We start from the raw sequence: 23217 nt of genomic DNA on the forward strand, positions 1-23217 counted from the left end.
TTCATGTCATCTATTCCGTTCCTATCTTTTGAAGCGCAACACCAGCCACTTCGCGAAGCTATTTTGGCGGCTATAGTGCGGGTCTACGATTCGGGGCAGTTTGTGCTCGGGGAGGAGGTAGCAGGCTTCGAGCGAGAATATGCCCGCTTTAATGGCACGGAGGAATGCGTGGGGGTAGGCAACGGACTGGATGCGCTGTATTTCGCTCTGCTGGCGCTGGATATAGGACCAGGAGACGAGGTTATTGTGCCCAGCAATACGTACATCGCTACTTGGCTGGCCGTTACCAAAACAGGCGCTACACCCGTACCCGTAGAGCCGGACCCAGCCACCAGCAATCTGAATCCTGATTTGTTGCCGGCGGCCATTACATCGCGCACCCAGGCTATAGTGCCGGTGCATTTGTATGGACAAGCGTGCCGGATGCCGGAAATTATGGGCATCGCCCGACACTATGGCGTTGCAGTAATAGAAGATAACGCGCAGGCACAGGGCGCCACGTTTGCTGGGCAGCCAACCGGCAGCTTTGGAGAGCTGAATGGGACGAGTTTCTATCCTGGCAAAAACCTGGGTGCCCTGGGCGATGCCGGAGCTATTACGACCAACAATCTGGAACTTGCACATAAAATTCGGCTACTTCGTAACTATGGCTCGAAACAAAAATATTATAACAACGTACTGGGCCATAATTCGCGGCTCGATGAGTTACAAGCGGCCGTGCTGCGGATTAAACTTCCTTTTTTAACAACCTGGACTGCTCAGCGGCAGCAACTGGCTATCTGGTATAATTCCTATTTGGCTGATATTCCTACTCTACACCTGCCAGCAGTCCAGCCCGGTGCCACGCACGTTTATCACTTGTACGTTATTCATACTCCCCACCGCAATGCCCTTCAACACTATTTAGCGGGCCAGGGCATTGCTACAATGATCCACTATCCAGTGCCACCACATCGGCAGCTTGCTTACCAAGGACTTACACTACCGCAATCACTGCCTATTGCAGAGCAATTAGCGGCTACCTGCTTAAGCCTACCCCTGTGGCCAGGCATGACGCAAATTCAGATTGAGAAGATAGCAAACGCTATTCGGGCTTTTTATTCCCAAACTGCTATTTGATTTCGCGTTTCAGTACAATATCGTATTAGAAAAAATGCTAATTTCACCTTTCTGAACGCCCATTTGCCAAATCCACCCATTTTTTCTTATTACCCAACAGCGTCTCTCACTTCGATTAATTCCATCATCACTTCAAACACATTACACATGGCAAAATGTGCACTCATTACCGGTATTACAGGGCAGGATGGTACTTACCTGGCTGAATTGCTACTGAGCAAGGGCTACGAAGTTCACGGCGTTAAGCGTCGTGCTTCCCTGTTTAACACCAGTCGTATCGACCACCTCTATCAGGATCCGCACGAAAAGAACGTGCGCTTCACGTTGCACTACGGCGACCTAACGGACTCTACCAACCTGATTCGCATTATTCAGGAGGTACAGCCCGACGAGATCTACAACCTCGGTGCCATGTCGCACGTGAAAGTATCGTTCGATACGCCTGAGTACACTGCCGACGTGGATGGTATTGGTACACTACGTCTGTTGGAAGCCGTTCGCATCTTGGGCATGACCAAGAAAACCCGTATTTATCAAGCTTCTACCTCCGAGCTATACGGCTTGGTGCAGGAGGTGCCCCAGCGCGAAACTACGCCCTTCTACCCCCGTTCGCCCTATGCCGTGGCTAAAATGTACGGCTTCTGGATTACGGTGAATTACCGCGAAGCCTACGACATGTATGCCTGTAACGGTATCCTGTTCAACCACGAAAGCCCCCTGCGCGGCGAAACCTTCGTGACGCGCAAAATCACCCGTGCCGTATCGCGCATTGCCCTAGGCCTACAGGATTGCCTCTACCTGGGTAACTTGAGCGCTAAACGCGACTGGGGTCACGCTAAAGACTATGTGGAAGGCATGTGGCGTATGCTGCAGCAGGAAACCGCCGAAGATTTCGTACTTGCTACTGGCGTAACCACTACTGTACGCGACTTTGTACGGCTGGCATTTGCCGAGGTAGGCGTAGAACTGGCTTTTGAAGGTGAAGAAGACAAAGAGGTAGCCCGCGTAGTAGCCTGCAACAACCCTGACTACCAGCTCGAAATTGGTTCTATCGTGACGAAAGTAGACGAGCGTTATTTCCGCCCTACGGAAGTAGAGTTGCTCATTGGTGATCCTACCAAAGCCAAAACTAAACTTGGCTGGGAGCCTAAATATGATTTGCAGGGCTTGGTAAAAGAAATGATGCAGTCGGATTTGGACGAGTCGCGCCGCGACGAGTACCTGCGCGAAGGGGGGCATACCATCCTGAAAAACTACGCCGAGTAGTTTGTTGTTAAACTCTAGAAATTAGCTCCCCTGCTTTTTCAGGAGGGGTGGGGTAGTAACAGGTAGAGATTAGAACACTAGAATTAACTATTGTTCAACGATTTGAACCTCCCCCTGCCCCTTGAAATGAAAAAGGAGGGGAGCTAATTTTATAGCGCTCATAAAAAAACTTCTAATGGAAAAGAACGCCAAAATATACGTAGCTGGTCACCGGGGTATGGTAGGCGGGGCTTTAGTACGTCGGTTACAGCAAGCTGGCTACCAAAATATTATCACCCGATCTTCCAAAGAACTGGACCTGCGTAATAAAGAGGCTGTAGACACTTTCTTCACAGAGGAAAAGCCAGAGTATGTATTCCTGGCTGCTGCTAAAGTAGGCGGCATACTAGCTAACAATACCTACCGGGCCGATTTTCTGCTAGATAATCTCCAGATTCAGAATAACGTCATTCAGGCCAGCTTCAATCAAAATGTGAAGAAGCTGTTGTTTTTGGGCTCGTCGTGCATCTACCCCAAAATGGCACCTCAGCCTATAAAGGAGGAGTACTTGCTAACTGGCCCTCTAGAAGCTACCAACGAGCCCTACGCGCTAGCTAAAATTGCGGGCTTGAAGCTTTGCGAAGCATTCCGTGACCAGCATGGTAGCAATTACATTTCCGCCATGCCTACTAATCTCTATGGCCCTGGTGATAACTATGACCTGCAGAATTCGCACGTGCTACCCGCATTGCTGCGTAAGTTTCACGAGGCTAAGGAAAGCAATGCTCCAGAAGTAGAAGTATGGGGTACGGGCACACCGCGCCGCGAGTTCCTGCACGTAGACGACCTAGCAGACGCCTGTTTGCACCTGATGCTGCACTATAACGGTAAAGAGCCTGTGAATGTGGGCACTGGTGAAGACCTTACCATCCGTGAGTTAGTAGAACTGGTGCGCGATACAGTCGGATATGAAGGGAACATCCGCTTCAACACCGACAAGCCTGATGGTACTCCGCGCAAGTTACTCGATGTTTCGAAGTTGGCCGAGGCAGGGTGGAAGTATAAGATTGCGCTGCCGGGAGGCATAAAGGCTGTGTACCAAGAGGCCTTTCAGCCGGCTTCAATAGCTTAGGTACGGTCCTTGTAAGCGGTTTATCCCGCTGTATAGTTATCTTTGCGCCCGCAAGTAGCTACTTGCGGGCGCATCTTTTTCCTAACCCACCCCCTTTGTGGATACCACAAACGTTGTAAGTAAGCCAGAGCAAACCTACGTTGATGCTAACGTGCAGGATGACAACTGGACCGAAGTAATTCAGCCCCGCACACGCCTGTTGGACTTAGGTCTAGCCGATGTGTGGCGTTACCGCGACTTAGTAATGCTATTCGTACGGCGCGACTTCGTCTCAACTTATAAGCAGACAGTGCTGGGCCCCATCTGGTTTTTCATCCAGCCTTTGCTTACTACCATCACTTACGTTATCATCTTCGGCAACGTAGCCAAGCTCTCCACCGATGGCTTACCTATGATGGTGTTCTACCTGTCGGGTATCACTATCTGGAACTACTTCGCCCAGACATTAACGGTTACCTCTACGGTCTTTCGGGACAATGCTGGGATGTTTGGCAAGGTATATTTCCCACGCCTGACTATGCCACTATCCATTGTCATTTCCAATCTGGTGCGGTTTGCCATTCAATTTGGCCTGTTTATCGTGGTTTGGCTATACTACCTACTGAAAGGTGATAGTGGTATCCATCCTAACTGGCTGATTGTGCTCACTCCTTTGCTAGTCGTTGTAATGGGGCTGATGTCGCTGGGCTTGGGTATGATATTCAGCGCCATGACCACTAAATATCGCGATTTAGCGATGTTGTTGGCTTTTGGCGTACAACTGTTGATGTATGCTACGCCGGTTATCTACCCATTGTCTAGCATCACTGGCAAATACAGATATTTGATTCTGTCCAATCCAATGACTTCAATTGTTGAGACCTTCCGGTATGCCTTTTTAGGCTCAGGAATATTTAATTGGAATTACTTGGTGTATAGCGTAGCGTTCACGTTGGTAATTTTATTAATCGGTACTATTATCTTCAATCGGGTACAGAAGAGCTTTACGGATACCGTGTAAGGTCTGCTACAGCACCATTCGGATTATTACTTCTATTACGCTGACGAAACATGAGTAATATTGCCATTAAAGTAGAGGACATAAGTAAATTGTATCGCTTAGGCGAGGTAGGAACCGGCACTATGAGTCAAGACCTCAGCCGTTGGTGGGCCAGCGTGCGCGGCAAAGAAGACCCGTTTGCGATAGTTGGCGAAACCAATGACCGCACTAAAAAGAGCAGCAGCGATTACGTATGGTCATTGAAGAACGTCAACTTTGAGGTGAAGCAAGGCGAGGTGTTAGGCATCATCGGCCGCAACGGGGCTGGCAAATCCACACTGCTCAAGATTCTGTCGAAGATTACCGCGCCTACTACAGGCAGCATCAAGGTGAAAGGCCGAATTGCTTCGTTGCTGGAAGTCGGTACAGGCTTCCACCCGGAGCTGACCGGGCGGGAAAACATCTTCCTGAACGGAGCTATCCTGGGTATGAGCAAAACTGAGATTCGCTCGAAGTTTGATGAGATTGTCGATTTCTCCGGAGTAGAACGCTATATCGATACGCCCGTGAAGCGGTACAGTAGCGGCATGTACGTGCGTCTAGCCTTCGCAGTGTCAGCATTTTTGGAGCCCGAGATTCTCATTGTAGACGAAGTGCTAGCTGTGGGCGACGCCGAGTTTCAGAAGAAGTGCCTGGGGCGGATGAAGGACGTGAGCCGCAATGACGGACGCACAATCTTATTTGTAAGCCACAGTATGGCAGCTGTGAAGAATATTTGTACAACGGGGCTGCTAATGCAGAATGGGCAAGTCTCGTTTGGCGGAACAGCCGACGAGGTGGTAGATTATTACATAGCCAATTTTTTGAATTTTAATAGCAATACAAAACTGCAGTTAACCGATGCGAATCGTGGGTATGACTTGTCTCGTCTGATAGAATACCAAACTATAGAATTTATAAATCCTGTAGAGAACAATTTGTATTCTACAGAAGATGATATCACTTTCATAGTAAGGCTCAAAAGTAAAGTGGACCGTGACGATTTTCGGCTGGCTTTTTCCATATGCCAGATGGATGAAAGTGCAGTTGGTACTTTCTTCTCGGAAGAAGTTTTATCAATAAAAAAAGGTCAAGAAAAAGAATTTTCAATAACTATAAAGAATCATCAACTCGCTAAAGGACAATATTACATTGATCTTTCAGTAGGAATTGGCAACGAACTAACTGGTACAACAGAGTACGACGTTGTTACGAAAACCTTGTTTTTTGAGATAGCCTACAAAGATCTTCTCAAAACCCAGATGATTACACTATGGCATTCTGGTTGGGGCGGGGTGAATTTTCAGAACGTTGAATTGAAAGCTGTATAAAATGAAGGTTGTAATTCTGGCTGGTGGCTTAGGTACTCGTCTTTCCGAAGAAACAGTTTTGAAACCCAAGCCAATGGTAGAGATTGGTGACATGCCTATTTTGTGGCATATCATGAAAATCTACTCTTCGCACGGGTTCAACGATTTCGTAATCTGCTTAGGCTACAAGGGATACGTTATCAAGGAATACTTCGCCAACTACTTCCTGCATAAGTCGGACGTGACGATCAACCTCAAGGAGAACTCCTTGCAGGTGCACGATAGCTTTGCCGAGCCTTGGAACATTACCCTTGTGGATACGGGCATGAACACCATGACCGGAGGCCGCATCAAACGGGTGAAGCAGCATATCGGCGACGAAACTTTCTTCCTGACGTACGGCGACGGTGTGGCCGACGTAAATATTGCGGAGTCGCTGGCCTATCATAAGCAAAACTCCAAGCTATGCACTGTGACGGCCGTGCAGCCCAGTGGCCGCTTCGGGGCCCTCAACTTCGGTGGGCAGGATGAGGTGACCTCTTTCACGGAAAAGCCAAAGGGCGACGGTGCCTGGATTAATGGAGGCTTTTTCGTGTGTGAGCCCGGCGTGATAGACTACATCGAAGATGATACTACAATTTGGGAGCGGGAGCCGCTCGAGCGTATCGCAGTGGCCAACCAGATGCAGGCGTACAAGCACCACGGCTTCTGGAAGCCGATGGATACGCTGCGGGACAAAGTCGAGCTGGAAGGCGACTGGCAGCAGGGCGTAGCGAAATGGAAAATCTGGTAATAATGAATCTACACACTGCTTACCAGGACAAAAAGATATTTCTGACCGGCCACACGGGATTCAAAGGCTCGTGGTTGCTGCAGTGGCTACACCTGCTGGGCGCACAGGTGAAAGGTTACGCGCTGGCCCCGGAGCAGGCTGAAGACTTGTACAACCTGATCGAGGGCGACACACTGTGCGAATCGGTGATTGCCGACCTGCGCGATGCGGCCCGGCTGGAGCAGGAAGTACTGAGCTTTCAGCCGGACTTCATTTTTCATTTGGCGGCTCAGCCGTTGGTGCGGCTTTCCTATGAGATACCCGCCGCCACCTTCGCGGTGAATACTATTGGCACGGCCTACGTGCTGGATGCCGTGCGCAAGCTGGAAAAGCCGTGTACCGTCGTGTTGATTACGACTGATAAGGTGTACGAAAACCAAGAGTGGGTATACCCTTACCGGGAAACCGACCGCTTGGGCGGCTATGATCCGTACAGCGCCAGCAAGGCGTGCGCGGAGCTTGTTATCAGCTCGTATACCCAATCGTTCTTCAACCCGGCGGCTTTTGCGCACCACCAGAAGGGGATAGCCAGCGCCCGCGCCGGCAACGTCATCGGGGGCGGCGACTGGGCCAAAGACCGCATCATCCCCGATATCGTGCGGGCGCTACGGGCGGGGCAACCCGTGACGGTGCGCAACCCATTGGCCGTGCGGCCTTGGCAGCACGTACTCGAACCGCTGGGCGGCTATCTACTATTGGGTGCCAGGCTGGCCGCCGAGCCGCTGCGCTACGGGGGCGCCTGGAACTTTGGCCCGCACGCGGAAGACAACAAAGTAGTGGAAGCCCTGGTGCAGACGGCACTGACAATCTGGGGCAGTGGTACCTATGAGAAACCAACCCTGACCAACCAGCCCCACGAAGCAGGGTTGTTGAAGTTGGATATCAGCAAGGCGGTTGGCGGGCTGGCCTGGCAGCCGCAGTACACCGCCGATAAAGCCATCAGCCGAACGTTGGAATGGTACAAGGCTTACGACGCGCAGCCGACCGCTATCCGCGACTTCACTGTGCAGCAGATTAAGACCTTCGCTACGTATGAAAGTTAACGCTACTACGCTGACGGGCGTGCAGCTACTCGAAAATTTCGTCAGTCAGGACAAGCGGGGTACATTCGTGAAAACCTTTCACGCAGGGGCTTTCCAGGAACACGGATTGGCGGTCGATTTTCGGGAGAGCTACTACTCCATCTCACATAAGAATGTGATCCGGGGAATGCACTTTCAGCTCCCACCGCACGAGCATGACAAGTTGGTCTACGTTACCCAAGGGGAGATTCTGGATGTAATAGTGGACTTGCGGCCCGACTCGCCTTCCTACCGCCAGCACCTGGCTGTTTCGCTGGGTGAGCATGCCCGGGCCATTTATATCCCGCGTGGGTGCGCTCATGGTTTCCTAACGCTGAGCGATACGGCAACGGTAGTCTATAACGTGACTAGCGTTTATGAACCCAAAGCGGACGCCGGTATTCGGTGGGACTCTATTGGGTTTGAGTGGCCGGTACAAGCCCCTGTTGTATCGGACCGCGATGCTGCCTTCAAGAGTCTGGCCGACTTTCAACCAACTTTTTGATTCGTAATGAAGATATTAATTACAGGCGCAACCGGCTTCATTGGCAAAGAACTAGTTAAAGCCGTATCTGAGAAAGAGCATACGGTTGCAATTTTAGTGCGTGATTCAAATAAAGTTGATTCTGTTTTTACGAAAAAAATTATTCAAAAAATAAAAGTTATAGACAGTAGTAATGATAAATGGGCAACGGAAGTAGCTGAACTTGCTCCTGAAGTAGTTGTGCATCTTGCAGCGCTTTTAACTAGTAAAGATGATTTAAATATTATACCTGATTTAATAGCAAGTAATATAACGTTTGGCGCTCAGCTTTTGCAGTCATTAAAAGGTGTAGGCTTAACTACTTTTATAAATACTGGTACATTTGCTGAATACTTCTATGGTGATGGACAGTATAGCCCCTCTTACTTGTATTCCGCAACTAAAACTGCTTTTCATAATATAGTTAAGTACTATCAACAGATTGATGGTTTTAAAGTTGTAAATGTAATACCATATACTATTTATGGTCAAGTAGATTCACAGCCTAAAATTATTGATATTATTTATAACAGTTTTTTTGCAGAAAATCCTTCAAATATGTCTGGAGGTGAGCAAACATTAGATTTTATTCACATTGAAGACGTTATATCATTTTATTGCTTGTTGATTGAACAATTAAGTTTGCTTAAAAAAAATTGGGAGGATTATCATTTAGGAACAGGTCAGGGAAGTACTCTCAGAAGAGTAGCGCAAATATTGAGTGAAAAATTAAACTTACCGGAAAATATTAACTGGGGAGCATTGCCTTATCGTGATCGTGACACTATGTATTCAGTTGCTCCTATTGCTAAGTTGATAAATCATTTTAATTGGGTGCCTGTTATAACTATAAATAAAGGAATAGATAAATTCCTTGCTATAAAGAAAGTTTCAACCTTCTGAAATCGGTTTTCATTATGTACAAGAATTTCACCGACCCTACTTTGCTAGAGAGCTTGAAGCTGATAGCAGAAAAGAATACTACCAAAACCTTCGTTCCGGGGCAGGATTATCTACCCGTAACCGGTAAGGTACTGGATGCCGAAGATCTGCTACACGGGGTTGATGCCACGCTGGATGGCTGGCTCACGACCGGCCGCTTTGGGCCGAAGTTCGAGCAAAAGCTGGCCAAGTGGTTTGGCTGCAAATCCTCTATTCTGGTCAACTCCGGCTCGTCGGCCAACTTGGTAGCCTTTTATACGCTTACTTCGCCCAAGCTGGGCGACCGGGCCATCAAGCCCGGCGACGAGGTAATTACGGTAGCGGCGGGCTTCCCGACCACCGTCAATCCCATGATTCAGTTTGGCTGCGTGCCGGTGTTCGTGGACGTGGATATTCCCACCTACAACATCAAACCCGAGCTGATCGAGCAGGCAGTTTCGCCCAAGACAAAAGCTATCATGATTGCCCACACGCTGGGCAACCCGTTTAACCTAGACGAGGTGATGCGTGTGGCGAAGAAGTACAATCTCTGGGTAATTGAGGACGATTGTGACTCTCTGGGGGCTACCTACAACGGGAAGAAAACCGGCACCTTCGGCGACTTGGCCACGTTGTCCTTCTACCCGGCCCACCACATCACGATGGGCGAAGGCGGAGCGGTACTGATTAATAACATCCGGCTGAAGATGATTGCCGAAAGCTTCCGTGACTGGGGCCGCGACTGCTACTGCGAGCCTGGCAAGGACAACACCTGCAACAAGCGCTTCTGCTGGCAGTTGGGCGAGCTGCCTTACGGCTATGACCATAAGTACACGTACTCGCACATCGGTTTCAACCTGAAGGTAACGGATATGCAGGCCGCCATCGGTCTGAGCCAGCTCAACAAGGCTGACCATTTTGTGCAGCGCCGCCGCGAGAATCATGCGCTACTGCTCAGCAAAATGAAGCAGTTTGAAGAGCACTTCATCCTGCCCGAAGCTACGCCTAATTCCGACCCGAGCTGGTTCGGCTTCCTGCTGACCATTCGGGACCATAGCCCGATTGAGCGGCAGGATTTGATTCAGCACCTAGAAGATCACAAAATCGGTACGCGTCTGCTATTCGCCGGTAACTTGCTCCGCCAGCCCGCTTATCAGAATACTGAGCACAGGGTAGTTGGTGGATTGGAAAACACGGACACTGTCATGAATAAGTCTTTCTGGTTAGGGGTATGGCCTGGCTTGGAAGAACAGCACTATGACTACATTGTAGAGGTACTGGCTATGTACCTGAAAACTGTTGGTGTAGGAGAAGTAAAGTAAAAACAATGGTTGTAATCCTTGGCGCTGGTTTGGCTGGAATAAGTTCCTCCTATCACATCGGGCATAGTAAATGCCAGGTCTTTGAGCAAAATGCTTATGCAGGCGGACATATACACAGCGAAATCAGAGATGGATTCACCTGGGATGAAGGACCGCACGTTTCATTTACAAAAAATGAATACGTGCGGGACCTCTTCGCCAGTAGCACAGAGTTTGCAGAATACCCGGTATTCCCGGCTAACTACTACAAAGGCTACTGGATACCTCACCCTGCGCAAACTAACCTGTATGCGGCTCCGCAAGTAATAAGGGAAGAATGCGTCAATGATTTTCTGGCAGTCAGAGAATCATCGGATAGAGTCGATTTTACGCCAGGCAATTACCAGGAATGGTTGGAGTTCGCATACGGTGATACATTCGCGAACAACTTCCCCGGTGCTTATACACGAAAGTATTGGACGACTGAGCCAAAAAACCTGACTACAGATTGGGTTGGAGGAAGAATGTACTTTCCAGCGGTCAATGATGTGCTAGAAGGTGCTCAGAACCCTTTAGATAAATCGACGCACTACATAACTTCGGTACGTTACCCTAAAATGGGTGGTTACTTGTCATTCGCTCAGAAGATGCTGGCGGGAGCCAACATTGAATATGGCAAGAAAGTCTCCTTCACCTCCTTTGAAAATAGAGCCATCCATTTTTCAGATGGCACCAAAATAAAATTTAAAAAGCTGATCAGCACCATTCCATTGCCAGTGCTGATCCGACAGAGCGATGCCCCGGACGTAATAAAAGATGCCGCCAGTCAATTAAGCTGTTCATCTGTCTTATTGGTTAATATCGTTGCAAATCATCCAGCTCAGAGAGAGAATAACTGGATATATGTGTATGATGAAGATAAGTATAGCTCGCGAATAAATTTCACAGAACTATTATCTCCTGCAAACGGCATAGCTGGGAAAACTGGTATTCAGGTAGAGGTGTACTTTTCTAAGTACAAACCGATGAAAGAAAGCCAGGATAAAATCATTTCTGCTGTATGTAATGAGATGATTGAAATGGGCCTAATTCAAGCTGAGGATAATATAGAGTCCACGCATTCAAAATGGGTAGAATGGGCAAATGTAATTTTTGATCATTCACGGAGGAAAGCGTTAGATACTATTTATAACTGGTTGGCACAATACGGCTTGGTCAGGGAAGAAAATGATTTGGAGCCAATGACGGATTGGGATCAACAGTTTAAAAAGGAACCTCATGCAAATTCGGCAAGCTTGTTTTTGGCTGGCAGGTTCGGTCAATGGAATTACTTTTGGAGTGACGATTGCGTTTTGAGAGGAAAATATTTAGGACAAACTATTTTTATGTGATTTACATAAGTATTCCTTGTATAATATTTTATTTTGGCCACAAATTTTTGAGCGGGTTTCCTAAATTTTGCTTTTCCAATATTGATGACTTCTTAAGTATCAAGACTCATGGTTAAGAATATCACGGAAGAAAGTGGCCTATTACAGTCGTTGACTCAGGTTGCTAATAAGAACGTTACCAAATCTATCCAACCCGGCGTGGACTATATTTCGGTAACCAAATCTTTTCTTAAATAACTATGTTCACTGTTGTCATACCTACATTTAACCGTCCTGAGCTGCTACGAATAGCTCTAACTAGTGTTTCAAAACAAACTATTGTACAAAATATCAATAAAGTAATAGTATCGGAAAATGGACTGAACAAAGAGTCTGAGTTGGTATGTAGTGAGTTTAAAAATATTAATATAGTTTATAAGTATCAAAATGATCAACTTTCTATGCCAAAGCACTTGCAATGGCTTTTATCGTTAGAGCAGGAAGATTATGTGGCCTTCCTGTGCGATGATGATTGGTGGGATGTGAACCATTTAGAAATAGCCAAGAAATCCATTGAAAATAACGACAATAATGTTTGTTATTTCAGCAATTTTTCTTATGTTAAAAATCGCTTCTCATTAAAGAGGTCTGCTCTTCAAAAGGGAGAAGAAGTATTTCATATGAAAAATGATTTTATAAATTATGAACCTATATTGTATAGCAAAGAACATATTTTTTTATTTTCTGTATTTGTTACACCTTTTCACTTTTCAACCATGATTTGTAAAGGTGATATTCTTTCTAAAAGTGTTGAAATATTTGACCAGATTCATCCTACAAATGCTGATAGGTTGTTATTTGCTGCCATCTCAGGATTTGGCACGATAATTTTTAACCCATTGAGAACATGTATTGTGTTATGGCATGATAATATGGAAAGCCATGTATATAATTCTGAAGAATGGAAAATAGAAAGGCAAAAAGGATCATTAAAGGTTATGGAATTTGCTCAAAGTATAGGAATTGATATAAAAACGCTGATAAATGAAGCATATACAGAAAATAAATTTGACGACTCTTCTTTTATAAGTAAAGAAATCTCTGACATTTTTTTTGACAGAGATAATATACAGTGGTTCTCTGGTTTGGAAGAAATAACCAAAAATGATCAAGATCTATATAAAATTATGAATTATAAAAAATCTTTAAAAGGAAAAATAAAGAATAAAATTAATTTATTTTTTAAAAAAATAGCTAATTAATTTTTTTAAAAGTGCAAGGCATTTCAGTAATAATTTGTTGTTACAACAGTTCATCTCGTTTACCTGAGACGCTCCGGTATTTGGCGCATCAAATTACCGAAGTATCTCTTGCTTGGGAAGTGATACTTATCAATAACAATTCTACTGACAATACAGTCCAGGTAGGCAGACAAGAGTGGCAAAAATATGCTGCCAGTGCTCCTCTACGCGTGATAGATGCTCCTACTCCCGGGTTATCAGCAGCCCGGGAAAAAGGCATTGAGGAAGCAGCCTATGATTTTCTTATTTTTTGTGATGATGATAACTGGCTAGCCCCCGGTTATGTGCAGAAAGCATATGAGCTTCTGCAAGCCCATCCACGGGTAGCAGCCATTGGCGGTAATAATCTTGGCGTGTACGAGGCAGCACCGCCAGATTGGTTGCCGTTTTTTGCACACTCTTATGCTATTGGTTCTCAGGGAGAGCGAGAGTTCCAACTACTGGATGGGTACCGCTATGTTGTAGGTGCTGGCATGGCCTTTAAGAAGCAGGCATACTATGCAGTCAAGGAAAAAGGCTTCGGTTTTTACTTGACAGACCGAATTGGGAATAAAGTGATAGGAGGGGGGGATGTGGAGCTTTGCTTTTGTTTCAAATTAGCTGGCTATGATATTGCATATTCCTCTGAACTGACCTTACAGCATTACATGCCAGCTGCAAGGATGACCAAACAATACCTGATCAAGATGTGGCATCAATATTCACAGTCTTGGCTGGTATTTGAAGCGTACAAGGTACTGCTTGACAAAAGACAAGGGGAAGAAGTACTAAGCGAAGCCTACTGGCGCAGTATCGCTCTCAAACGCTTATCTGATAAGCCCTCTACTTTACCCCGCTACATTTATCATAAGCTCAGGGGTAACATAATTTACTATCTAGCCAAGGACGCAGATATTTTGTACAATGCTTTTCTGTTACGTAACACCAGTAAGCTGATCAGAATAATTCGGGAGTTGCAGCACAAAGTTACTTATGAATAGGGTTTGCGTTGTTGTGCCCGTGCACACTGCCACGCCATCTGCCTACGAGCTTATTTCTTTTCAGCAGTGCTTTGCTGTACTAGGTAAGCATCCCATAAAGGTGATAGCGCCGGCCGGTATGGACTTAATCCGTTATCAGGAGGTCGTATCTTATTTCGAAGTTCTTGCTATTGATCCAAAATGGCAAGCCTCTCTGGTAGCTTATAATAAACTTAAGATAAGCCGGTACTTCTATAACCTGTTTGCCAATTATGAGTTCTTGCTAACCTACGAGTTAGACTGCTTTGTCTTCGAAGATGCACTGGAATTCTGGTGTTCTAAAGGCTATGACTATATAGGGGCACCCTGGTTTGAAGGGTATACTGACCCAAAGCCGGATGCAAAATTTCTGGGGGTCGGCAACTCTGGCTTTTCGCTGCGAAGAGTCAGTTCGGTCCGCCAGATTCTACGATCGATCTACTACAGAGAGCCAGCGGAATATGAGCTGGGTAGAAAAAAAAAGTTAATCGCCTATATTAAGTTTCCATACCGCTGGTTGCGCAATCAGTTGGGAGAGAATTATACGTTGCAAGTGGCCAGGCATCTGAACGAAGACCTATTCTTTAGCAATGTAGCTCCCACCTATGCGAACAGCTTTCGGGTAGCACCTGTTGAAGAGGCGCTAAAGTTTAGCTTTGAAGTAAAACCCGAGGTGCTTTTTGACCTCAATGGTACAAAGTTACCAATGGGGTGTCATGCTTGGTGGCGCTATAATCTTGCGTTTTGGCGTCCCTTCATTGAAGGATACGGGTTTACGTTGGCAGAGTAGGGTATTGTAAATGCGTAAGGAAGAAAAAATGCCTGTTCCACTGTCTATTATCACTGTCAATTACAATAATTGTAGAGGTCTAAGCAAAACGGTAGACTCAGTTCTTGAGCAGACGGTTTTTGGGGCATTTGAGTACATTATCATTGATGGTGGTTCGACCGACGGTGGAATAGAGGTACTATGCAGAAACACGGATAAAATTACGTATTGGGTTAGTGAAAAGGATAGTGGTATTTACAATGCCATGAACAAAGGTATTAGGCAAGCAAGCGGAGAATACTTAATGTTTCTGAATAGTGGCGACCATCTTATAGCTGCTGATATCGTTGAAGTTATTCTGAACTACCTCAAAGCTTATCCTGGCGTAGATATATTCTACGGTGATGCATTTATTGGAAGCTCAACAGATGTAATGCAAGGGCTACTAAAGCATCCTCCTGTTCTAGAATTAAAGTATTTCAAAACAGAAACAATCAACCATCAAGCGTCTTTGATAAAAGCAGAGCTATTTCAGCAATACGGGTTCTATCCAGAGCATTACCAACTGGCCGCTGATTACTGGTTATTCTTACGGTGCTTTCTCGACGAAAAAGTCTTTAAGCATATTGACCGCCTATTGGTAGACTATGACTTTACTGGTTTAAGTGCGGTCGATGGATATAAAAAATACAAGAACGAACAGTTTGCCATCTGGGATCAGCTGGTGCCGGGTTATGTACGCAGTATTGTAAATGAGAATGAAGCTCTTAGTGTACAGGACCGCCACTATCGAAAGATACTTGACTATAAGATTGTGAGCGTTGCCGTGCGGCTAAATGCCAGGTACCAAGGGCTGAAAGGGGCAAGCTAAACTGCCAATTGCAAGGTGTGGTCAACCGTATCTTTCACTTGAATCCTAATATAGCTTCTTTGTGGAAGAATAGATATGACTCAAACTGATTAAAAATAAGATGTTCGATATCATAAATTAATCTTTAAATCATCAATAATAATGGAGTTACTTCCGGTGGGTATCTCATTTCTGGTTTGTACATACAACAGTGCTTCGCGCATTAGCGAAACCTTAGGCTGTCTGGCTCAGCAGAAAGGGATAAATGACATTGCTTGGGAAGTAATTCTTGTAGCCAATGCATGCACCGATGATACGGTACAGATTGCCAAGGCTTGCTGGGAAAGACTAAGCACACCTGCGCCCTTACGTACTTTCGCTGAGCCCAGGCCCGGCAAGAATTTTGCCGTTGAGGTTGCTTTCAGTCAAGCACGCTACAGGTACGCCTGCATCGTGGATGACGACAATTGGCTGGCGCCCGACTATCTCCAGACTGGCTACGAAACCCTGGTTGCGAATCCTCAGATTGGGATTCTGGGCGGGCAAAATACGGGTGCTTTCGAAGTTGCTCCTCCGGAATGGTTTGCCGCCTTCCAGCCCTTCTACGCAGTTGGTTCTCAGCTAGACCCGGAGCAGGGTACGCCGCTACCCGATGGCCGCGTGGCGCGGGCAGTGTTATGGGGTGCCGGGATGTATGTGCGCACTGAGCTTTGGCACCAGCTTCGGCAGCAGGCGTTTCAAAGTTTATTTGTGGGCCGGCAGGGCACGAAGAATTTGACTGCCGGCGAAGACGATGAACTGTGCTACGCGGCACGGCTATTGGGCTATGATGTCTGGTATTGCTCGAAGCTGACCTTGCAACACTACATGACAGCTGGCCGGCTGACGGCTGCGTACCGCGACCGTCTTTTCTATGGTACAGTGTGGTCGCAAGCCCGGTTAAAAGTGTATCGGGATGTATTGTGGGGACCTCCAGCTAAAGATTTTGGCTCGCTTGCAAACCTGACGAAAGACTTTTTGTACATGAGTCGTAACGTTGCGCGCAAGTTGCTATCCCGGGTGTATGTATGCTCATTGGTAAAAGGGAGGAAGCTAACCGTGATGGGTTATCATCATCAACTATTAACGCTCTATGACTTTATCTGTAACTTTCGACGCATACGAGGGTACTATAAGTCGGTAGCCGCATTCAAAGCCAAGGCCACTAAAGCCTATTTATCGCGTTCATCTGAAGTTCTCTCCTAATCTCATGCCAATCACTCGTCCGGTTGGGGTTTCACTGCTTATTTGCACCTACAACGGAGCTGCCAGGATAGTAGAAACTCTAAATCACTTAGCCCAGCAGATAGTAGCGCCATCCGTAGCGTGGGAGATACTGCTGGTTGATAATGCTTCTACCGATGATGTAGCAACTGTAGCGCAGGCTTTCTGGGCTACAGTTGCCACGACTGCCCCACTTCGGGTTTATACCCAGCCTACTCCCGGAAAGAATTATGCGCTAGAGCTAGCTTATCAGGAAGCGGGCTACAGCTACATGTGCATTGTGGATGATGACAACTGGCTGGCCCCAGACTACGTGCAGAATGGTTTTGACATTCTGCAAAGTCACCCTGAAGTCGGCTTATTGGGTGGCAGAACGACAGGGGCATTTGAAGTAGAGCCACCAGAGTGGTTCAAACAATATCAGCATTATTATGCAGTTGGTACCCCCATTCTTTATGATGGTGATACTCCTCGTCCAGTAAGTGATGGACCTGTAATAGACTTTGAGTTGTGGGGAGCTGGGCTGTTCGTGCGACATATAATCTGGGAGCGCATGGTAGCCCTAGGTTTCGAGAGTCTGCTATCCGGACGTAAGGGTGCTGATCTGGTAGCTGGGGAAGACCACGAGTTATGCTTTGTAGCCCGTCTGCTTGGTTATACCTTATGGTATTCTTCCTCTTTATCGCTGGTGCATTACATGACGAAAGGTCGACTCACTGTAGAGTATCGTGACCGATTGTTACGCGCATGCGTAACAGGAAGTCTGCAGCTGTTGCCATACAAATACGCTATGTTAAATAAGCCTGCTGAACCTAATATTGCTCAGGATGTCTTAAAAGACTTTGTTTATATAGAATGGTTTGCTATAAAGAATGTTTTTTCTCTGAAATATTTTGGGTTTTTATTTGGTAAAGAAAAAACACATTTTATATGGAGTAATACGTACATAAAATACATATTTAAGTTTCTTACCGTTTTTGAAACCACTAAGCAGAATTATCGGAAAGTATTAAATTTTAAACGCAATGCTATAGCTATGAATATTAACTGAGATTAATAAGAGTAAATCTATTATTGTATGCTAATGATTTATGTAAAATTTAATGATATTATGCAATACGTGATATAGATTACACAGACTGTTTGAGAGAATCTAATCTTAATATACATTTTAAAATGGTGCATGTTCGTCCAGTTGGTGTATCAGTGCTCATATGCACATACAATGGTGCTCAACGTTTGGCCACAACGCTCGAGCATTTAGCTAAACAACAGGTAGCATCTGAAATTCCTTGGGAAATTATTTTAGTTGACAATAATTCTTCTGATAATTCAATAGAATTTTGTGCTGCTTACTGGAAAAATTGTGGTGCTCCGGTAGCTCTGCGTACGTTTTGGCAACCCATTCCGGGTAAAAACTATGCTTTGGAACTTGCTTATAGCGAAGCTGAATACGAATTTATGTGTATTGTTGATGATGATAATTGGTTGAATAATGACTATTTGCAAGTAGGATTTGACTATTTAAATAAACACAAGAATATTGGGTTAATTGGCGGTCGTAGTACAGGAGCTTTTGAAGTGACCATGCCGGCATGGTTCCCAAAAGTTAGTCGGAACTATGCAGTTGGTACCCCTGTATTATTTACTGGAAATCCACCAAGACTATTAACTGAAGCAGGGCCTATTTCGCAAGGGGCGCTTTGTGGCGCTGGTCTATTCATGCGATACACTGCGTGGAACTTATTAAAACAAGCTAACTTCCAAAGTTTGTTAAACGGCCGAGTTGGTGAAAAGCAGTTGATGGGTGGTGAGGATGATGAACTCAGTTACGCTGTGAAGCTCGCTGGTTATGAAATCTGGTACACGCCAGCATTATGTCTTACTCATTTCATGACTAAGAATAGATTAACCAAAGAATACGTGCCTCGTATTATTCATTCTTTCAGCGAAACTTTCACAAGATTATCGGTTTATCGTCGTCTAACTTATAATTCGGCTGTAGATTATTCTCAAACTTATCCTTGGATAAAAGATTTTATATATCTTACTATACGGACATTCTCTATGAGAAATTTATTAAAATACTTAAAGTTACGTTTCCAAGATGATATTGAATACTTGCTGATGCAAGAACAGTTTTATATTTGGATTAATTTCATAAAAGATTTTAATAAGACTCGGGTTAATTACATTGAAGTGAAAAATATGCAGCAACGTGCACGATTACTTTATAAAAAAGCAATCAGTAGTTATTGAATTAATGTCCACTTTGTTTTCACCTAACGGAGTTACACTCCTAATCTGTACGCACAACGGCGAGAGTCGATTGCATACTACTCTGCATTATATTGCCGCTCAGCAGGTTCCGCTGCATATAAGTTGGGAGGTAATACTTGTCAGCAACGCTTCTTCAGATAAAACAATAGAAGTAGCTACCCATTTATGTGAGGAGTTGCAATTGCCTGTTCCATATAGAGTACTAGATGAATCTGTGGCAGGCAAGGAAAATGCACTCATTCGAGGATTTGAGGCAGCTAAATACGAGTTTATTGCAATTGTAGATGACGACAACTGGTTAGCTGCTAATTATGTGGCGGTAGCATATGAAACTATGCTTGCTCATCCAGAGATTGGTATATTGGGTGCGCATGCACAAGGTGCTTACGAAATTACTCCACCTGAATGGTTTGATCAATTTAAGGCGGTATATGCTATTGGTCCACAAAATGAGGGAGTTAATGGGCCACTGCCTGATAATGTGGGTTACATTTATGGTGCCGGCTCAGTGGTGCGGCAATCGGGTTGGCGTAAGCTGTATGCGCACGGTTTCTCTTTCACTACCTCGGCTAAACGAGGAAAAGTGCTTTCAGGAGGAGAAGACTTAGAACTAGGTGATGCGCTCCGTTTGGCAGGCTACAAGTTATGGTACAATGATCAGCTACGCTTCCAACATTTTATGTTTAAAGAGCGAATGACATGGCAATACCTCATGCGTATGGCCCGTAGTACAGCATCTTCGCAGATAACAAGTGTAGTATATTACTTTATCTTTCGGCATCCATCTCTTACTGTGTCACGTTTTCGCTTTCTTTATACTAAACGCTTATTGTGGCTTAGTATACAAATTGTTCGGCAGCCTGGGGTATTAATTGATACACTTCTTAATACAGATCAAGAAAATCTAACGCACAACTTTGAGATGTTGCGCTTGCTGTACAATATCAAAAGTTCTTTACGCAATTGGAGAAAAGCTATATTTGTTTTTAAAAGCATAAAGAATTTGAGACAAAGTTTGGTAAATGAAATATAGGTTTGACTATTAGTATAAGGCTTGTGCGTGATTTTATAGATTTAAGGCGTAAAAAATTAGGATAAGAAAATAATATAAGTATATTAGAGAATATTGGATTTGAATTTTATTATAATAATTATTGTATATATACGGTTTATAAATATTTAATTTTACCCTATAATACACCTTTTGTCAAGCTAATGTTGATGTCTCCTTATTGTTTTGAATTTTTATCTAATTATAAAATTATTTATAAAAATTATCTTACTATAAAGAATTTTATTGCGAATCAATAAATGAGTTTAGAAAATGAATAAGTAAAAAATCAGATAAAAACCTTGAATGAAGAAACAGAATTTAAATTTTTTCAATATAAAGGCGAAAGAGGATCATTTGATGAATAGGTATGGCACGTGAAAAGAATAAATTGAGATAATTTATTCATTAATTTTGATGCAAGTAAAGATTGTGAAATTATCAGTATGGTGCATGAATTTAATAGATTAACGTTCTCGTCTTACGGTTTTTAAGAATAATATAAAATTGGTTTCTACAGTAGTAACCATTCCTGGCTACACAATAGATGGTAAGTTGCAATTTGAAATATTCCTCAAGTATATAGATGTAGTTAATTGGTCAAATGCATCCACTTTTCAATTTTCGTTGAAGCTGCGCTCAACTCATTCCATATTATACTAATAATATGGGATGAGTTGGTAAAATATTATGCAATTGTGATAAGCTACTAAATATATATATCTTAATAAATATTATGCTGTGAAAGAAGTGGTTATGGGGTTTTGAGAAAATAAATATTTTGCCAGTCATGCTTCTCTTTTCGATTATTGTTCCTTGTTACAACCGTGCCGTAATTATTCCGGACACTGTGGCCGCTATTCTAAAGCAGGAGTACTCTGATTTTGAATTGATTCTGGTAAATGATGGAAGTAATGATGAAACTGCTGCAGTAATAGAGAAGCTTGCTGCCGTTGATTCTCGTATTCAGGTATTTCATAAAGAAAACGGTGAGCGAGGAGCTGCTCGCAACTATGGCGCAAGGCAAGCTCGCGGCCAGTACCTGAACTTCTTCGATTCCGACGATGAGATGTACCCTAACCACTTGCGGGTGGTACAGGCATTTCTCAGCCAGCACGGGGAGGCGGAAATAATGCACACCGGCTATGAACGACTAGATGGTCAAGGCCGCCTGATAAGTGAGGTGTGCGCGTTTCGGGAAGATACCAACCAAGTACTACTGCATGACAACCCTCTAGCGTGCAACACCGTCTTCGTACGTCGGGATATTGCTTTGGCTAATCCATTTGTGGAAGATCGACGATTGTCCTCGGCGGAAGACTGGGAACTATGGCTCCGTCTAGCCAGTCAATACCAATTTCACTCTATCCGTGAAAAAACGTTTTGCTTGCGTGAGCATGACGGCCGTAGCCTCAATACCATTTCCCCAGAGGCTGTGCGAGCTCGGGATGAGCTGTTTGGACAACTCGTGCAGCGGAATCCGGAATTTGCACATCGGTTTCCTGGTAAGGTTGGCCAGTTTGTTGCCGACCGCTATACGTTTATTGCCCTTACTCTAGCCCTAAGTAAGCAGTATCGCGTTGAAACGGCACGTTATCTTTGGAAGGCAGTGCAACAGGACACTAGCGTATTGTGGCGGCGTCGGTTTTTAGCATCTGTGAAGCATTGGGTGTAAAAGCGGTAGCTATGTTGAAAACGATAATCAAAAAATTAGTACCAGTTGCATTGCTTAGTAAAGCGTATGCACATTACAATAAGCTGCGTATCAATACTATTGATAAAATAGTATTTCCAGAAAAACGATTTGACGAGCAAGATTTCTTTATTAAGCGCGACGCCTATCCATTTCAAATAACTTCTGTACCGAAGGATCATCTAGACACCCGACTTCAGTATCAAGTTAATGAATACGAGAACTGGACCCAAGATGAATATCTGTTAGTATACAAAGATGAGTGCCTGATTGACCCGAAATACGGTTGGGCGCTAGCAGCTGATAGGAAGTTAATTTATCCATCGCTAGGGTTTAGTCGGGTTTACTATCTGCAAAAACCTTCCCTGCGTATGCGGCATCTTTTACCTGAAACGTTGCCCGCTCACGATGTATTAGTGTCATTGCGTGATACGGGAGAAGAGAACTATTATCATTTTTACAATGACATATTAGCCAAATTGTTCTTCTTAGAGGAACAATTGCAACTGCCCTATGAAGTTCCGTTGCTTATAGCTGAAACCTTATACAACCGGCCCTATTTTCAGTACTTTTTACAGCATCCTTACTTGAAGAATAGAAATTGGGTAGTGCAGAAACCGGGAGAATATATACGTAGCCGGAAAACGTATTTCTGTAAGCCTTTAACGCATACGGCATCCTACTATGCTCGAATTAGAGAACTAGTACCGGTGCAGGACCTAGTGCCTGTTGGTAGTGCCAACCGTCGTATATTCATCACCCGTAGTCCTAAACGGGGACGCTATATTGAAAACGCTGCAGAAATAGAAGCTATTTGTCGTGCGGAAGGATTCGAGGTCATCGACTTTGACGTGATGACTCTTGCCCAACAAATTAAATTAATGAGAGAGGCTCGCTATGTAGTGGGGATTCATGGAGCAGGCCTAGTGAATATGCTGTTCCATGGTACGCAACCGATGGGGCTGATGGAGTTGCTTCCGCCTGGCGAGTTTTATCCTTTTCACTACATGCTGATGGCGGCTCAATTAGGCTACCAATATGATGGAATGATTGGGGAGGTAGCCAAAAGTAAATACGTAAATGGTTTCTATATTAATCCTGTCTCTTTTCAGAAACACATGATGGATTGGTTGTCTCTAGCGAGTGCTAGGATAAAGGTGCAGGCATAATCTAGCATAAC

General features: G+C 44.8%; 21 protein-coding genes. All 21 read left to right on the forward strand.

Annotated features, from left to right (window positions below):
• Window positions 1-3: 3 nt before the first annotated feature.
• The 21 genes from F1C16_RS01930 (at window position 4) to F1C16_RS02030 (ending at window position 23206) form a co-directional block, all read left to right on the forward strand.
• Window positions 4-1119: a DegT/DnrJ/EryC1/StrS aminotransferase family protein gene (locus tag F1C16_RS01930; protein WP_185282705.1), complete on the forward strand. Its 1116-nt coding sequence runs from the start codon at window positions 4-6 to the stop codon at window positions 1117-1119.
• 147 nt (window positions 1120-1266) lie between these two features.
• Window positions 1267-2385 carry a GDP-mannose 4,6-dehydratase gene (gene gmd / locus F1C16_RS01935; RefSeq protein WP_185282706.1) on the forward strand — a complete coding sequence of 373 codons (1119 nt, stop codon included), beginning with the start codon at window positions 1267-1269 and terminating at the stop codon, window positions 2383-2385.
• Between the two features lie 175 nt (window positions 2386-2560).
• Window positions 2561-3496 (forward strand): GDP-L-fucose synthase, encoded by a 936-nt coding sequence (locus tag F1C16_RS01940; protein WP_185282707.1) that lies wholly within the window; start codon window positions 2561-2563, stop codon window positions 3494-3496.
• A 97-nt stretch (window positions 3497-3593) separates the two neighbouring features.
• The gene (locus F1C16_RS01945; protein ID WP_258048994.1) at window positions 3594-4496 is read left to right on the forward strand and encodes an ABC transporter permease; all 903 of its coding nucleotides are present in this window, start codon (window positions 3594-3596) and stop codon (window positions 4494-4496) included.
• Window positions 4497-4546: 50 nt separating this feature from the next.
• Window positions 4547-5845 (forward strand): polysaccharide ABC transporter ATP-binding protein, encoded by a 1299-nt coding sequence (locus tag F1C16_RS01950; RefSeq protein WP_185282708.1) that lies wholly within the window; start codon window positions 4547-4549, stop codon window positions 5843-5845.
• A gap of 1 nt (window position 5846) precedes the next feature.
• On the forward strand, window positions 5847-6617 hold the full coding sequence (gene rfbF / locus F1C16_RS01955) for a glucose-1-phosphate cytidylyltransferase (RefSeq protein WP_185282709.1): 771 nt from the start codon (window positions 5847-5849) through the stop codon (window positions 6615-6617).
• A 2-nt stretch (window positions 6618-6619) separates the two neighbouring features.
• Window positions 6620-7699: a CDP-glucose 4,6-dehydratase gene (gene rfbG / locus F1C16_RS01960; RefSeq protein WP_219733386.1), complete on the forward strand. Its 1080-nt coding sequence runs from the start codon at window positions 6620-6622 to the stop codon at window positions 7697-7699.
• Window positions 7689-8222, forward strand: a complete 534-nt coding sequence (rfbC, locus tag F1C16_RS01965; RefSeq protein WP_185282711.1) for a dTDP-4-dehydrorhamnose 3,5-epimerase — start codon at window positions 7689-7691, stop codon at window positions 8220-8222. Before rfbG ends, rfbC begins: the two co-directional genes overlap by 11 nt.
• A 6-nt stretch (window positions 8223-8228) precedes the next feature.
• Window positions 8229-9143, forward strand: coding sequence for an NAD(P)-dependent oxidoreductase (locus F1C16_RS01970; protein WP_185282712.1), 915 nt, complete (start codon window positions 8229-8231; stop codon window positions 9141-9143).
• Window positions 9144-9157: 14 nt separating this feature from the next.
• Window positions 9158-10483 (forward strand): lipopolysaccharide biosynthesis protein RfbH, encoded by a 1326-nt coding sequence (rfbH, locus tag F1C16_RS01975; protein WP_185282713.1) that lies wholly within the window; start codon window positions 9158-9160, stop codon window positions 10481-10483.
• Window positions 10484-10488: 5 nt separating this feature from the next.
• Window positions 10489-11853, forward strand: a complete 1365-nt coding sequence (locus F1C16_RS01980) for an NAD(P)/FAD-dependent oxidoreductase (RefSeq protein ID WP_185282714.1) — start codon at window positions 10489-10491, stop codon at window positions 11851-11853.
• Between the two features lie 239 nt (window positions 11854-12092).
• The gene (locus F1C16_RS01985) at window positions 12093-13094 is read left to right on the forward strand and encodes a glycosyltransferase family A protein (protein ID WP_185282715.1); all 1002 of its coding nucleotides are present in this window, start codon (window positions 12093-12095) and stop codon (window positions 13092-13094) included.
• A gap of 11 nt (window positions 13095-13105) precedes the next feature.
• Complete coding sequence (locus F1C16_RS01990; protein ID WP_185282716.1) at window positions 13106-14113, forward strand: glycosyltransferase; 1008 nt, start codon at window positions 13106-13108, stop codon at window positions 14111-14113.
• Window positions 14114-14132: 19 nt separating this feature from the next.
• A complete protein-coding gene (locus tag F1C16_RS01995; RefSeq protein WP_185282717.1) occupies window positions 14133-14921 on the forward strand; it encodes a DUF5672 family protein in 789 nt (262 codons plus the stop codon).
• Between the two features lie 10 nt (window positions 14922-14931).
• On the forward strand, window positions 14932-15771 hold the full coding sequence (locus tag F1C16_RS02000; RefSeq protein WP_185282718.1) for a glycosyltransferase family 2 protein: 840 nt from the start codon (window positions 14932-14934) through the stop codon (window positions 15769-15771).
• A 141-nt stretch (window positions 15772-15912) separates the two neighbouring features.
• Window positions 15913-16995, forward strand: a complete 1083-nt coding sequence (locus tag F1C16_RS02005) for a glycosyltransferase (protein ID WP_185282719.1) — start codon at window positions 15913-15915, stop codon at window positions 16993-16995.
• A gap of 4 nt (window positions 16996-16999) precedes the next feature.
• Window positions 17000-18064: a glycosyltransferase gene (locus F1C16_RS02010; RefSeq protein WP_185282720.1), complete on the forward strand. Its 1065-nt coding sequence runs from the start codon at window positions 17000-17002 to the stop codon at window positions 18062-18064.
• Window positions 18065-18189: 125 nt separating this feature from the next.
• On the forward strand, window positions 18190-19272 hold the full coding sequence (locus F1C16_RS02015; RefSeq protein ID WP_185282721.1) for a glycosyltransferase: 1083 nt from the start codon (window positions 18190-18192) through the stop codon (window positions 19270-19272).
• Between the two features lie 4 nt (window positions 19273-19276).
• The gene (locus F1C16_RS02020) at window positions 19277-20326 is read left to right on the forward strand and encodes a glycosyltransferase family 2 protein (protein ID WP_258049103.1); all 1050 of its coding nucleotides are present in this window, start codon (window positions 19277-19279) and stop codon (window positions 20324-20326) included.
• 808 nt (window positions 20327-21134) lie between these two features.
• A complete protein-coding gene (locus F1C16_RS02025; RefSeq protein WP_185282723.1) occupies window positions 21135-22019 on the forward strand; it encodes a glycosyltransferase family 2 protein in 885 nt (294 codons plus the stop codon).
• A gap of 11 nt (window positions 22020-22030) precedes the next feature.
• Window positions 22031-23206, forward strand: a complete 1176-nt coding sequence (locus F1C16_RS02030) for a DUF563 domain-containing protein (protein ID WP_185282724.1) — start codon at window positions 22031-22033, stop codon at window positions 23204-23206.
• Window positions 23207-23217 lie beyond the last annotated feature (11 nt).

Source organism: Hymenobacter sp. NBH84 (assembly GCF_014217645.1).
GTDB classification, from domain to species: Bacteria; Bacteroidota; Bacteroidia; order Cytophagales; family Hymenobacteraceae; genus Hymenobacter; species Hymenobacter profundi.

Excerpts from the sequence above, each read along its gene's own strand:
- F1C16_RS01930 (WP_185282705.1), top strand. The coding sequence starts at position 4 with ATGTCATCTATTCCGTTCCTATCTTTTGAAGCGCAACACCAGCCACTT.
- gmd (WP_185282706.1), top strand. The coding sequence starts at position 1,267 with ATGGCAAAATGTGCACTCATTACCGGTATTACAGGGCAGGATGGTACT.
- F1C16_RS01940 (WP_185282707.1), top strand. The coding sequence starts at position 2,561 with ATGGAAAAGAACGCCAAAATATACGTAGCTGGTCACCGGGGTATGGTA.
- F1C16_RS01950 (WP_185282708.1), top strand. The coding sequence starts at position 4,547 with ATGAGTAATATTGCCATTAAAGTAGAGGACATAAGTAAATTGTATCGC.
- rfbF (WP_185282709.1), top strand. The coding sequence starts at position 5,847 with ATGAAGGTTGTAATTCTGGCTGGTGGCTTAGGTACTCGTCTTTCCGAA.
- rfbG (WP_219733386.1), top strand. The coding sequence starts at position 6,620 with ATGAATCTACACACTGCTTACCAGGACAAAAAGATATTTCTGACCGGC.
- rfbC (WP_185282711.1), top strand. The coding sequence starts at position 7,689 with ATGAAAGTTAACGCTACTACGCTGACGGGCGTGCAGCTACTCGAAAAT.
- F1C16_RS01970 (WP_185282712.1), top strand. The coding sequence starts at position 8,229 with ATGAAGATATTAATTACAGGCGCAACCGGCTTCATTGGCAAAGAACTA.
- rfbH (WP_185282713.1), top strand. The coding sequence starts at position 9,158 with ATGTACAAGAATTTCACCGACCCTACTTTGCTAGAGAGCTTGAAGCTG.
- F1C16_RS01980 (WP_185282714.1), top strand. The coding sequence starts at position 10,489 with ATGGTTGTAATCCTTGGCGCTGGTTTGGCTGGAATAAGTTCCTCCTAT.
- F1C16_RS01985 (WP_185282715.1), top strand. The coding sequence starts at position 12,093 with ATGTTCACTGTTGTCATACCTACATTTAACCGTCCTGAGCTGCTACGA.
- F1C16_RS02000 (WP_185282718.1), top strand. The coding sequence starts at position 14,932 with ATGCGTAAGGAAGAAAAAATGCCTGTTCCACTGTCTATTATCACTGTC.
- F1C16_RS02005 (WP_185282719.1), top strand. The coding sequence starts at position 15,913 with ATGGAGTTACTTCCGGTGGGTATCTCATTTCTGGTTTGTACATACAAC.
- F1C16_RS02010 (WP_185282720.1), top strand. The coding sequence starts at position 17,000 with ATGCCAATCACTCGTCCGGTTGGGGTTTCACTGCTTATTTGCACCTAC.
- F1C16_RS02015 (WP_185282721.1), top strand. The coding sequence starts at position 18,190 with ATGGTGCATGTTCGTCCAGTTGGTGTATCAGTGCTCATATGCACATAC.
- F1C16_RS02020 (WP_258049103.1), top strand. The coding sequence starts at position 19,277 with ATGTCCACTTTGTTTTCACCTAACGGAGTTACACTCCTAATCTGTACG.
- F1C16_RS02025 (WP_185282723.1), top strand. The coding sequence starts at position 21,135 with ATGCTTCTCTTTTCGATTATTGTTCCTTGTTACAACCGTGCCGTAATT.
- F1C16_RS02030 (WP_185282724.1), top strand. The coding sequence starts at position 22,031 with ATGTTGAAAACGATAATCAAAAAATTAGTACCAGTTGCATTGCTTAGT.